The organism is Marinibacterium sp. SX1, from assembly GCF_050389775.1.
Lineage (GTDB): Bacteria > Pseudomonadota > Alphaproteobacteria > Rhodobacterales > Rhodobacteraceae > Marinibacterium.
The window spans coordinates 222931-234793 of record NZ_CP177146.1 but is presented as its reverse complement, the minus strand read 5'-3'; the positions used below and the strand labels follow the sequence as shown (position 1 = coordinate 234793).

The window sequence follows — 11863 nt, the reverse complement described above, 5'->3', positions numbered from 1 at the left end:
CACGCAAAAAGAAACCCCCCGAAAACGGTGTTTCCGAAGGGCTTCCACTTTTGTCGCTATCAGTTGGATACCCTACAAACGAATCAACTTCAACATCGATTTCGGTGAACGGGTGGTTTTTGCCGTCTGAAATCGAATGACCATGATCACATCCGCGGCACCCCGTGCCGGGGCACAGCAGATCTGTGCCCAAACCATGCCCGCAGGCTTCACGCCGATCCTGCGGAGGGAGTTGCTCTATGCGTTGCGCAAGGCGCGTGGCCTGTTGGGGCTGACCCCACGCGACATTTCCGTGCTGGACGCGCTTCTGAGCTTCCTGCCCTGCCGTGACCGGAAGACCGGGCGCGACCTGCCGGTAACGCCAGACATGATGCTGGTTGTCTATGCGTCCAACACGACGATTTGCGAGCGGGCCAACGGGATGAGCGACCGGAACCTGCGGCGCTATGTCGACCGGCTGGCCCAGGCCGGGCTGCTGGCGCGGCGTGACAGCGCAACGGGCAAGCGGTTCCCGCTGCGGCGCGGTGGCAAGGTGGTGGATGCCTACGGGCTGGACCTCGGCCCGCTGTTCCGCTCGGCCGAACGTATTGCCCTGCTGGCGGCCCAGGCCGAGGCAGAAGCCGAAGAAGCCAGCAGCCTGCGCGCCGAAGCGTTGACCCTACGGGCCAACCTGCTGCGGGATGCTGATGAGATGTCCGAGGAAGACCGTGGATTTGTCGATATGGCCAAGACCCTGCTGCGGCGCGTATCGCTCGGGCTCGAAGGTATCCGGGCCATCCTGGAACGCTTGCACGGCCTGTGGTCCACGCTGACCGGTGCGCCTAATGTCGTCGGGGCCCCCTGCCCTGCCACTGTTTGCCCGGAGCCGGACAGTACTTTGTCTACCGACTGCGAGGCCTCGGCAACCGAAGAAATGTCCGGCAAAAACGGTCAGACTGTCCGCCAAGTAGAAACACCAAAAACAGATACAAAAAAAAGAAAAACGGCCGAGGCATCGCTCGGAGTAATCTGGGATCAATGCCCAACGCTCACGGCGTTCCTTCCAAGGCAGCCAACATGCATGGAAGACGCCAGAGACATCATCCGGCAATTTGCGAGATTGATCGGATTGACCGAACGCAGCTTTGCAAATGGGCTCAGACGCGCCACCCTAGGTCAGGTTCTGCAGGCATTGGAGCATATCGCGTCTCGACCGGATTGCCTGAACGATCCGGATTTTCAGTTTCATCAGTTGCTTGGGAAGAAGGCCATGTTGCAGGCAGTTTGATCCTGAGAAATGATCGTCGTTGACCCAGCTCAGAGGACACAAGCCGTACCACGGTACAGCATGGACACCCTGGCAGAGGCGCTTGAGAAAGCCCTGTACCACGGTACAGTTTCGGAGCGGGGTTTCATCCTGATCAAGTCCAAGTCGAAACAGGTTTTATCGGACGTATCTAAATCGGGAAGCCTGCGGCGCTTTAAGCCTAGACACGAAGAAGAAGCGCCGCCCCAAACCATGTTAACAGTCATACCACAAATCAGTGTCACCGCAAAAAAACCAGGTCACCGAGCCAATTGACACTTTCCGAGCCCTATCGTCGCAAAGCACAACCCAAGTTGCACCGACATTCACCAAGCCCCCCAAGCAGTTCAGAAATTACATCACACCATGCCGCGCATCCGTGAAATCCCGTCGATCACTCGCTACATCTGGATCATCCCCGGCATCGGAGACACACATGGCACGCGAAAAGACAGTTCTGGTCCTGCAAGGCGGCGGCGCATTGGGGGCGTATCAATGCGGCGTCGCGCAAGCCTTGACGGCTGCCGAAACGCCGCTCGACTGGGTCGCTGGCATCTCGATCGGCGCAGTCAATGCCGCGCTTCTGGCCGGCAATGCGCCTCAGAACAGGATCGCCGCGCTGGAGACGTTCTGGGACCGTGCCACGGTACGGTCGCACGCGTTGGATGCCTTTACCACCTGGACACCGCCAAGGTTGTCGAACATCTGGAGCGCCGCCCGCACGACGATGACCGGAGCGGCCGGCTTCTTTGAACTGCGCATGCCCTCGGCGGCGATGCGCCCGCCGGGGTCGCCCGGCGCGACAAGCTATTACGATACGGCGCCGTTGAAGCAGACGCTGTTGGAACTCGTCGATTTCGACCGCATCAATTCCGGGGATACACGGTTCAGCGTCGGGGCGGTAAATGTCGAGACCGGCAACATGACCTGGTTCGACAATCGCGACACCGAAATCCGACCCGAACATGTCATGGCCTCGGGCGCCTTGCCGCCGGGGTTTCCGGCTGTCGAGATTGACGGGGCGCTCTATTGGGACGGCGGGCTGGTGTCGAACACGCCGCTGCAGTTCGTTCTGGAGAGCCAGGACGGCTCGGCCGATCTGTGTATCTTCCAGATCGACCTGTTTCCGGCACGGGGCGATTGTCCGGCAACGGTTTGGTCATCAACGGCACGGGAAAAGGAGATCCGGTTTTCCAGCCGGACGCGGCTGAACACCGATGTCCTGCTGGCTGAACACGAGATGCACCAGGCCGCGCGGCGACTGGCCCGGCGGCTGCCGGCCGAGTTTCGGGACGACCCGGACCTGAAGCGGTTGATGAACGGGGCGAGGGATCCCAGGATCTGTATCGCCCACCTGATCTATCGCCGGGCGCCTGCCGAGATGGGATCAAGCGATTTCGAATTCTCGCAGCGGTCGATGCGGCTGCATTGGCAAGCCGGGGTCGAGGATGCCGAGAAGACACTGGCACATGCGGATTGGCAAGCGCGGCGCAGGGGCAAGGAGCTGATCGCAACCTTCGACTTGGGTGAGTGAACAGTACCGCGGTACAACTGGCCCGACGGTGGTACAGGCGGTGCGACGTTCCGCGGAATGCTGAGGTTGGAGCGGCGTGAAACAATATTATGTTATAACATAATATTGATCCGACCCAGCCGGGAACCACGCTGTTCAGCAGGGCAGGGGGGCTGCCGGCGCGGACACACCGCGCCGGCAGCTCTGTCTGATCTTATTACGTGGGCGTCCGACGCAACGTGGCCACGGCGTCAACGGCTTCGTCAAAGGCCCCTTCCGGCAGATCGTTCATCGGCAGGGCGCCCATCTGCCCCTGCACATCGGCAATGCTCTCGGCCAGCCCCGCAGCCAGCCCCACCGTCTCCAGTGTCGCCGCGCATTCGCGCATCTCGGCTGCCCGTCGCGTGCCATGCCGCAGCGTGCGTTCGAACATGTGGGGCAGGGCGCGCGGCAGGTCCAGCCCTGGGTAGGACCGTTCCAACGAGGCCAGCACCTGCGGCAGCACACCGAAGGACGCCGCGGCCTGGGCACATTCGACCGAGATCGCCTCCAGCCCCTTCACGAAGAGCGACCGGGACATCTTGACCCCCGCAGCCTGGCCCGGCGTCGGCCCGATCAGCCCGCAGCGAAAGCCAAGGTCGGTCAGCACCGGCAACAGGGCCTCGGCCGTCTCGCCGGCGATCAGGGTCGGCGTGGCATGTCCGTCGGGCTGTACCGGGGCCATCACTGCCATGTCGATGTAATGCCCGTGTCGCCCGGCGATCTCGGCGGCCGTCTGTGCCTTGCGGGCGGGCGAGACGGAATTGAGATCGACATAGCTTTGTCCCTGGGACAGGTGGGGCAGGGCGGCGCGGGCTGCCACCAGGCTCTGGTCGGCGGTGACCGCCGAAATCACCAGCCCGGCATCGGCCAAGGCTGCGGCCAGCCCGCCGTCGGACACGCCTCGCGTGGCCATGGCCGCCGCCATCTCGTCGTCGCGGCGGATGTCATGGGCGGCAAAAATCAGCCCGGGGTGCAGCGGTGCGAGGCTGTCGACGAAGGACCGGGCGGCCTCGCCGAAACCGATGAAGGCGATCTTCATGCCGGGATCCTGTCCTGTTCGGCCAGCCGCGCGGCCAGGCGCGGAAAGACCCGCAAGGTGTTGCCCGCATAGATCGCCTGGCGGTCGGCGGCGTCCAGGTGCGGGCTGTTGTCGATGTAGCGCCGTGTGTGATCGAAGGGGACGCCCGTTTCGGGATCGACCGAACGCACCGCGCCGAAGGTTTCCGAGGCAAAGAGCACGTTGCGCACCGGCACCACCCCGGTCATCAGGTCGATGCCCGGCTGGTGATAGACGCAGGTGTCGAAGAACAGGTTGTCGCCCATCATCTCGGCCGGCTCCCGGCGGTTGCGGTCGATGGCCAGCCCGCGATAGCGGCCCCAGTGGAAGGGTACCGCCCCGCCGCCATGGGGGATGATCAGGCGCAGCCGGGGGAAGCGATCAAAGAGATCGCTGTCGAGGATCTGCATGAAGACCGAGGTATCGCCGTTGATGTAATGGGCGCCGGAATACTGGAAGTTGGGATTGCACGAGCCCGAGACATGGATCATCGCCGGCACGTCCAGCTCTTCGAGCACCTCGTAGACCGGGAACCACCATTCGTCGGTCATCGGCGGATCGGTCCAATACCCCCCGGCGGGATCGGGATTGAGGTTGCAGCCGACAAAGCCCATCTCTTCGACGCAGCGGCGCAACTCGGGGATGACATGGGCCGGCGGACAGCCGGGCGACTGGGGCAGCTGGCAGACCGGGGCGTAATCCTGCGGGAACAGCGTGGCCACACGGCCGATCAGGTCGTTGCAGATGCGCGACCATTGCATCGACATGGCCTCGTCGCCCACATGCTGGCCCATGGCCGCCGCGCGGGGCGAAAAGATCGTCAGGTCGATGCCGCGCTCGCGCTGAACGGGGATCTGCGCGCCCAGCAGGGTCTCGCGGATCTCGTCATCGGTGATCAGCGGCCCGTCGGGCCGGGCCATGGCGCTGCGCTGGCCCTTCGCCGCGATCTGGTCCTCGCGCCAGGCGGCAAGCTGTTTGGGTGCGGTCGTGTAATGACCGTGGCAATCGATGATCATGTGGTCCTCCCTGTCCATGCGATCAAAGGATCAACGGCCCGGCGCGCCATGGGCCGTGCCGGGGCAGGGACGCCGGGGCAGGGGCGGTCTAGGTCGCGCCGAGGAGCCGGTTGAAACCGCCGTCCACATGCTTGCGCATCGCGGCTTCGGCGGCATCGGCATCGCGCGCCAGCAGCGCGTCGATGATCTGGTGGTGTTCGGCGTTGGACGCGCCGATGTTGTGCGCCTCGACCAGCCCGCGCCGGCGGGTCAGCAGCAATTGCTTGACGATGCGCATGTAGGTCTCGACCAGCGCCGGGTTGCGGCTGGCCTCGACCAGCCGTTCGTGAAAGCCGAGGTTGAGCTGGAAATAGGTCTCGGGATCGTCTTCCGACACGGCCCGGTCCATCCGCGCGACCATCTCGGCCAGGGCGGCCAGCTCTTCGTCCGGCGCGGCCTCGACGATCAGCCGGCCCGACAGCCCGGCCAGGGCCGACCGCAGCACGTAGAGATGCCGGGCCTCTTCGGCCGACAGCGCGCGCACGTACATGCCCCGGTTGGTAAAGCTCTCCAGCAGCCCGGCCTGTTCCAGCGACCGGCAGGCCTCGCGGATCGGACCACGGCTGATGCCCAGCTGCTGGGCGAGGTGGCTTTCGTTGATCCGCTCGCCCGAGCGCAGGTGACCGTTGGCGATCAGCCCCTCGATGGCTTCGGCCGCAATCTGGCTGAGCGTCTTGACGTTTTCCGACAGGCGCGACGGCAGCGAGGCATAGGGGTCGTTGGGCTGGCTCATGCATTTTGTCTGCGCGAAGTCATGGGGCAGGTCAATCGTGTTGCGCCGCGGGGGCGTCCGTGGCGGCGGCGACAAGGCCGTCGTGCAACGGCCGGGGCAGGGACAGGCCATGGCTGCGGGCCCGGGCCAGGGCGGCCAGGGCCCGGGCGCCGGGCAGGCGGACGGGATGGGCCGGGTCGGCGGCGGGGGTGTCGGCAATCAGGGCGGCGAAATGGTCCATCCGCCCGTCCAGCCCGTCGCGGGGCATCAGCCGGGCGGTGTCGATGACCAGCAGCATCTGGCCCAGGTCCTGGGGGCGGGCCGGATCGCGCTCGGGATCGGCAATGTCGCTCAGCATGGCCGCGCCCGACAGCAGCCCGGCAAAGAGATCGACGACCAGCGCCAGCCCATAGCCCTTGGCCCCGGCCAGCGGCTGCAACAGCCCGTCCAGGGCGGCGGCGGCATCGGTGGTCGGCCGGCCCTGGCGATCGGTGGCCCAGCCTTCGGGGATCGGCTGGCCGGCACCCGCGGCGCGCCGGATGCGCGAGCGCGAGGCCACCGACAGGGCGGTGTCAAAGATCACGTGGCGGCCTGCCGGCCCGGGCATGCCGAAGGCCATGGGATTGGTGCCGAACCGGGGGGCCAGCCCGCCGGGCGGGGCGACCGAGGGCGCGGCGCTGGACAGGATGATGCTGGCGAAACCGGCCTCGGCAGCGGTCAGGCAATAGGGCGCGGCGGCGGCGAAATGGGTCGAACGGTGGCAGAAGGCGGCGGCCAGGCCGGTGGTCCGGGCCGCTTCCATCGCGGCGCGCAGGGCGGCGGTGGCCACGGCCGGGCCCAGCCCGTCCTCGCCGTTGACGCGGACCAGCCCGGGGGCGGCCACGCGGGTCGTGATCCGGGCGGCGGGGTTCATCCCGCCCGCCGCCAGGCGCTTGCGATAGCCGTCCACGCGGGCCAGCCCGTGTGTGGGGATGCCCATGGCCTCGGCCAGGGCCAGCGCCCGGCCGGCGTCATCGGCCATGGGCCCGGCCACGCCCGCCGCGCGGAAGGCGGCGGCGGCCAGCGCCCCGGCCCGGTCCAGCGACAGGGTGACCGTGTCGGCCATGGCTCAGGCACCGGCCTTGCGGGTCGTGGCGCCGCGCCCGACCAGGCGGAACAGCGGCAGCACGACCAGCAGCAGCACGGTGACGATCATGATCCAGATCGAGCCGGGCCGGTGAAAGAAGATCCCGAAGGACCCGCGCGAGATGGTCAGGGTCTGCCGCAGGGCCTCTTCGGCCAGCGGACCCAGCACCAGGGCCAGCACCAGCGCGGCGGGCGAAAAGCCGTAGAGCCGCATGAAGAAACCGACGATGCCGGCGGCGAACATGATGTAGACCTCGACCATCGAGCTGTGCACCGAAAAGGTGCCCAGCGTGCAGATCACCACGACGACCGGCGCCAGGATGCGATAGGGCACGCGCAGCAGGCGCACGAAGACCGGGATGGCGAAGATGTTGATCGCCAGCAGGGCCATGTTGCCCAGGTACATCGAGGCGATCAGCCCCCAGGCCAGGTCGGGGTTCTGCGACATGAACAACGGCCCCGGACGCAGCCCCCACAGAAGGAAGGCCGCCAGCAGCACGGCGGTCGAGGCCGAGCCGGGAATGCCCAGGGTCAGCAGCGGGATCATCGCGCCCGACGAGGCGGCGTTGTTGGCCGTTTCCGGGGCCACCAGCCCGGCCATCTCGCCCTTGCCGAAATTGTCGCGGTTGGGAGAGACGGAGCGTTCGAAACTATAGGCCATCAGCGAGGCGATCGTCGCCCCCGCGCCGGGGATCACCCCGACGACAAAGCCCAGGATCGACCCGCGCAGCATGGTGAACCGCGTCGAGATCCAGTCCTGGGCGGTGGGCCAGAAACGGGCCTCGCTGTGGTAGTCGATGATGCCCTCGGCATTGCGCCGGTGCTGGCCCTGCCAGAAGGAATAATAGAGCTCGCCCAGCCCGAAGAGCCCGATGGCCACGGGAATGAAATGCACCCCGCCGATCAGCTCGGCCGAGCCGAAGGTATAGCGGCTGAGCCCGGTTTCCAGGTCGACGCCCACGGTGCCCAGGGCAAAGCCGATCAGGGCCGAGATCACGCCGAATTTCCAGTTGGTGCCCAGCATGACCAGCAGGGTCAGCATGCCCAGGATGGCCAGCAGGAAGTACTCCGGCGGGCCGAAGTTGCGGGCGACCTGGGAAAAGGCCGGGGCCAGGGCGGTCAGCAGGATGACCCCGACGGTGCCCCCGATGCAGGAGGCCACGGCCTGCATCACCAGCGCCGGCCCGGCCCGGCCGTTGCGGGCGAGGGGATAGCCGTCGAAGGTCGAGGCGACAGTGGCGCTTTCGCCTGGTGTATTCAGCAGGATCGAGGTGATCGTGCCGCCGTACATCGCGCCGTAATAGATCGCCGCCAGCATCATGATGGCCCCGATCGGGTCCATGCCGAATGTGACGGGCAGCAGGATGGCCAGGCCGGCCGATGGGCCGAAGCCGGGGATCACGCCGACGGTCATGCCGACCACCGCGCCGACCAGAAGGTAGACGAGGTTCATCGGTGTGACCGCGACGGAAAAGCCCAGCCAGAGGTCCGCGAAGAATTCCATGTTTCAAGCTCCGGTAGCGTGCAGGGGCCCGACCCGGTACGGGTCAATCAAAGGCAGTCCCGGTACGGGTCGATCAAGGGCGGTCCCGGTTCGGGTCATTCAAAGGCGGCCCCGGTATCGGGTCGATCGGATCAGATCCCGGGACGGTACAATCGGGTTCGACCCGGTACGGGGCGATCCAGCGGGCCCCGGGACGTGTCGATCATGTCCGGCCCGGTGCGGGGCGGACACTCGTGCCCGGATCGGGCGCCGCCGGCCGGGCCTGAACCGGGCCGGTGGCGACGGACCCGGGGCGGGTCAGAACGGCAGCGGCACGAGGCCGTCGGGCATGTCGGCATTCAGCAGCACGACAAAGACGACGTAGATCAGGACGGGGATCACCAGGGCCACGGCGAGGTTGCGCAGGTGGTCGCCACGGTTGAAGACGTTCAGCGTGGCCAGCAGGAACAGCACGCTGCCCAGCACCCCGCCCAGGACGATGATCGCCAGCAGAAAGCCCAGCCCCAGCGCCATCATCGTGGCCACCGCGGGTGCCGTTCCCATGCCCGTATCGGTTTCCATGTCGGGCTCGCCCCCGGCCGTGCCGGTGCCGGCCAGCGGCCGTCGGGCCAGCTCTTCGACCAGGGCCCAGCCCAGCAGGACGACCATGCCGGCGCCGACGATGCGCGGGAAGAACCCCGGCCCGAGCCGCCCGGTCGTCGTCAGGAACGGCAGATCGAAATAGGCGATCCAGCTGTAGAAGAACGCGCCGGCGAACAAAGCCAGCAGGAATGTCAGTCGCATGAAGCCTCCCCTTGACCGCTAGGTCCGTGGCCGCCGCCGGTCCATCCTGCCCGGCGGCGGCCGCGTCATCAGTTGATGACGCCCTGTTCGCGCAGCACCTTTTCGAAACCGGCCTGGGTCTTGGTCAGGAAGGCCTCGAATTCGTCGCCGTAGATGATGTTCTGGGTGAGCAGGTTGCCCTGGATGTACTCGGCCCATTCCGGGGTCTCGGCGATCTTCTTCATCGTCTCGATCCAGTAGGTCTTGGCCGCTTCCGGCGCATCGGGCGCCAGGATCACGCCGCGGGGCATCGACACGCCGATGTCATGACCGACCTCGGCCATGGTCGGCACGCCTTCGCCCAGTTCGGGCGGCACCTTGGTGCCCGAATAGACCAGCGCGCGCATGTCACCGGATTCGACCAGGCCCACGACCTCGCCCGGGTTGGCCACCAGGCTGTCGACAGCCCGCGACAGCTGGGCCGTCTGCATGTCGGCCATCGAGTTGAACGAGATGTATTCGATGTCGAACCCGGCCGCTTCCGAGAACAGCTTGGGCACGATGAAATCGACGTTGACCGTGCCCGTCCCGGCAATGGTCGGTGGCGTGGTCTTGGCCGCCTCGATGTAATCCTCGATCGTCTTCCATTCGCTGTCGCCGCGCACCATGATCGCCAGGTCATCGGTGGCCATCAGGGCGATGGGCGTGAAATCCGAAGGTTTCCACCCGGTGTCGGCCTGCAGCGGCGTGGTGATCAGGCTGCCCGAGGTCGTCGAGATGGCATAGCCGTTGCCCTTCTGCGCGGCCAGGTATCCCCAGCCCACGGCGCCCGAGCCGCCGGCCCGGTTTTCCAGCCGGATGTTGCCCGGGTAGAGGTCGTACTTGGTGATGATGTCGACCATCGTGCGGGCCATGATGTCGTTGCCCCCGCCGGGGCCGAAGGCAATGGTCCAGTCCAGCGTTTCGCCGGCATCGGGATAGTCCTGGGCCAGGGCCGCGCCGGTCATTGCGCCGAGCCCCGCCGCCGCGACGGCCGCGATGCGCAGCCCCCGCCCGAGGGTTTCAAAAGGTGTGGTCATGTCGTCCTCCCATGTTCGGCCGGCTGTTCCGGCCCCCTTGCTGCGCGCCCGGTTCCGCCGGCGCGCGCATGTCATCTCTTGAGCGTGTCCAGCCAGCGCTGCTTGCCGCTCATGTGGTGGTCTTCGGCCGCGCGCCGGGCGGCCTCCGGGTCGCCGGATTCGACGGCTTCCAGGATGCGCACGTGTTCCTCGTGCGATTTCTGCATCGACGAGCTGCCCTTCAGCACGCGCTGGCGCAGCACCCGCACCTCCTTGCCCAGCGAGGCGTAAAGTTCGCTGGACCGGGTCGCGCCGGACAATTCGGCAATGCGGTCGTGAAAGGTCAGGTTCAGGGCGAAATAGGTCGGTGCGTCGCCCTGTTCGATGGCGTCGGCCATGCGCTCGACGATGCCGCGCAGCTCGCGTTTCATCGCCTGGGTGGCGCGGCGGGTCAGGCAGGCGCAGGCATAGCCGGCGATGGCCGCCCGCAGGTCGTAGATTTCCAGCGCGTCCTCGATCGTGTGCTGGCGGACAAAGGCCCCCTGGTTCGAGCTGATCGCCACCAGCCCGTCCTGGGCCAGCAGGCGCAGGGCCTCGCGGATCGGCCCGCGGCTGACGCCCAGGATTTCCGACAGCTGGCTTTCGTTCAGCCGCACGCCGGCCGAAAGGTCGCCGCGAAAGATCATGTCTTCGAGCTGTTCGCGCACGGTGGCCGTGACCGAGCCGTTGCGGCGCCGGGCAGGTTCGATTCGAGGCAGGGATGCGTCTGTCATGGGGCCAGTGATACTCGCAAAAAACAAACTGTCAACAGTTTGCATTCCGTTGACAAGCCGATGGCAACGCGACATGCATGGGGTCGATACGGCCGTGATCGCGGCTCCGGTCCGGGTGTGCCTGATGCCCCCGCCGGGGCGCTTCCGGCCCGGCAGGGCAGGGCGCAACCACGCGCCGGCCGCTTCGGAGGAGGACAACTTGACCACGCAAACCAATGCCGAATCGGCTCTTATCGGCGCGTCCCACGCGGGGCGGGCGGCTTTTGTCTCGGGCTCGGGGCGCAACATCGGCCGGGCCGTTGCCGTCCAGCTGGCCCGGCAGGGCTGCAACCTGGTGATCAACGGTGCCCGCGACCGGGCGGCCTGCGAGGAAACCGCTCGCCAGGTCGAGGCCTGCGGCGTGCGCGCGGTGATCGCCATGGGTGACATGAGCCGGGCCGAGGACATCGCGGCGATCCGCGACACTGCCCTGGGCGCCTTTGGCCGGATCGAGATCGTGGTGAACAATGCCGCCATCCGCCCGCACAAGCCCTTCCTGGACACCAGCGAAGAGGATTGGCACGCCGTGGTGAACACCGGCCTGACGGCCGCCTACCGCACCGCCCGGGCCTTTTTGCCGGGCATGGTCGAGGCCGGGTTCGGGCGCATCGTGTCGATGACCGGCATGAAGGCCATCAAGGGCTATTTCGAAGGTGCGCCGATCTCGGCGTCCAAGCATGGCATCGTCGGGCTGACCCGGTCGCTGGCCACCGAATTCGGCCCCCACGGCGTGACGGTCAACGCCGTCTCGCCGGGCCAGACCCTGACCGAAGGCCGCGACGGCAGCGGGCCCGACATCGCCCGCCAGATCCCGGTGGGTTTCATGGGCGCCTGCGATGACATCGCATCCGTCGTGACCTTCCTGTGTTCGCCCGAGGCGCGTTTCGTCACCGGCCAGATGGTCGGGGCAAACGGCGGCCAGGCGACCTGAGCCGGGG

The 11863-nt window shown here is 66.7% G+C and carries 11 protein-coding genes; 3 read left to right on the top strand and 8 right to left on the bottom strand.

Going from position 1 to position 11863, the window contains the following annotated elements; all coding sequences use genetic code 11:
• The first annotated feature begins 136 nt into the window (after positions 1-136).
• Both ACK3BB_RS23640 and ACK3BB_RS23635 read left to right on the top strand, forming a co-directional pair.
• Positions 137-1267 carry a helix-turn-helix domain-containing protein gene (locus ACK3BB_RS23640; protein WP_428929141.1) on the top strand — a complete coding sequence of 377 codons (1131 nt, stop codon included), beginning with the start codon at positions 137-139 and terminating at the stop codon, positions 1265-1267.
• A 454-nt stretch (positions 1268-1721) separates the two neighbouring features.
• Positions 1722-2819, top strand: coding sequence for a patatin-like phospholipase family protein (locus ACK3BB_RS23635; RefSeq protein WP_428929140.1), 1098 nt, complete (start codon positions 1722-1724; stop codon positions 2817-2819).
• Positions 2820-3015: 196 nt separating this feature from the next.
• Here ACK3BB_RS23635 and ACK3BB_RS23630 read toward each other — a convergent pair whose 3' ends face one another.
• From ACK3BB_RS23630 to ACK3BB_RS23595, 8 genes are all read right to left on the bottom strand, one after another.
• Complete coding sequence (locus tag ACK3BB_RS23630; RefSeq protein ID WP_428929139.1) at positions 3016-3879, bottom strand: DUF1932 domain-containing protein; 864 nt, start codon at positions 3877-3879, stop codon at positions 3016-3018.
• Positions 3876-4913 (bottom strand): amidohydrolase family protein, encoded by a 1038-nt coding sequence (locus tag ACK3BB_RS23625; RefSeq protein WP_428929138.1) that lies wholly within the window; start codon positions 4911-4913, stop codon positions 3876-3878. Before ACK3BB_RS23625 ends, ACK3BB_RS23630 begins: the two co-directional genes overlap by 4 nt.
• 88 nt (positions 4914-5001) lie before the next feature.
• Entirely contained in the window at positions 5002-5685 is a 684-nt protein-coding gene (locus ACK3BB_RS23620; protein WP_428929137.1) for an FCD domain-containing protein, read from the bottom strand.
• 31 nt (positions 5686-5716) lie between these two features.
• Positions 5717-6769 carry an Ldh family oxidoreductase gene (locus tag ACK3BB_RS23615; protein ID WP_428929136.1) on the bottom strand — a complete coding sequence of 351 codons (1053 nt, stop codon included), beginning with the start codon at positions 6767-6769 and terminating at the stop codon, positions 5717-5719.
• A 3-nt stretch (positions 6770-6772) separates the two neighbouring features.
• On the bottom strand, positions 6773-8293 hold the full coding sequence (locus tag ACK3BB_RS23610; protein WP_428929135.1) for a tripartite tricarboxylate transporter permease: 1521 nt from the start codon (positions 8291-8293) through the stop codon (positions 6773-6775).
• Positions 8294-8590: 297 nt separating this feature from the next.
• Positions 8591-9076 (bottom strand): tripartite tricarboxylate transporter TctB family protein, encoded by a 486-nt coding sequence (locus tag ACK3BB_RS23605; protein ID WP_428929134.1) that lies wholly within the window; start codon positions 9074-9076, stop codon positions 8591-8593.
• 68 nt (positions 9077-9144) lie between these two features.
• Complete coding sequence (locus ACK3BB_RS23600) at positions 9145-10134, bottom strand: Bug family tripartite tricarboxylate transporter substrate binding protein (RefSeq protein ID WP_428929133.1); 990 nt, start codon at positions 10132-10134, stop codon at positions 9145-9147.
• A 71-nt stretch (positions 10135-10205) separates the two neighbouring features.
• Positions 10206-10886: a GntR family transcriptional regulator gene (locus tag ACK3BB_RS23595; protein ID WP_428929132.1), complete on the bottom strand. Its 681-nt coding sequence runs from the start codon at positions 10884-10886 to the stop codon at positions 10206-10208.
• A 199-nt stretch (positions 10887-11085) separates the two neighbouring features.
• Here ACK3BB_RS23595 and ACK3BB_RS23590 point away from each other — a divergent pair, with 199 nt between their 5' ends.
• Positions 11086-11856, top strand: a complete 771-nt coding sequence (locus tag ACK3BB_RS23590) for an SDR family NAD(P)-dependent oxidoreductase (protein ID WP_428929131.1) — start codon at positions 11086-11088, stop codon at positions 11854-11856.
• Positions 11857-11863 lie beyond the last annotated feature (7 nt).

Coding starts and splice junctions, on each gene's coding strand:
- ACK3BB_RS23610 (WP_428929135.1), bottom strand. CDS start 8,293: ATGGAATTCTTCGCGGACCTCTGGCTGGGCTTTTCCGTCGCGGTCACA.
- ACK3BB_RS23615 (WP_428929136.1), bottom strand. CDS start 6,769: ATGGCCGACACGGTCACCCTGTCGCTGGACCGGGCCGGGGCGCTGGCC.
- ACK3BB_RS23635 (WP_428929140.1), top strand. CDS start 1,722: ATGGCACGCGAAAAGACAGTTCTGGTCCTGCAAGGCGGCGGCGCATTG.
- ACK3BB_RS23600 (WP_428929133.1), bottom strand. CDS start 10,134: ATGACCACACCTTTTGAAACCCTCGGGCGGGGGCTGCGCATCGCGGCC.
- ACK3BB_RS23630 (WP_428929139.1), bottom strand. CDS start 3,879: ATGAAGATCGCCTTCATCGGTTTCGGCGAGGCCGCCCGGTCCTTCGTC.
- ACK3BB_RS23620 (WP_428929137.1), bottom strand. CDS start 5,685: ATGAGCCAGCCCAACGACCCCTATGCCTCGCTGCCGTCGCGCCTGTCG.
- ACK3BB_RS23595 (WP_428929132.1), bottom strand. CDS start 10,886: ATGACAGACGCATCCCTGCCTCGAATCGAACCTGCCCGGCGCCGCAAC.
- ACK3BB_RS23605 (WP_428929134.1), bottom strand. CDS start 9,076: ATGCGACTGACATTCCTGCTGGCTTTGTTCGCCGGCGCGTTCTTCTAC.
- ACK3BB_RS23625 (WP_428929138.1), bottom strand. CDS start 4,913: ATGATCATCGATTGCCACGGTCATTACACGACCGCACCCAAACAGCTT.
- ACK3BB_RS23640 (WP_428929141.1), top strand. CDS start 137: ATGACCATGATCACATCCGCGGCACCCCGTGCCGGGGCACAGCAGATC.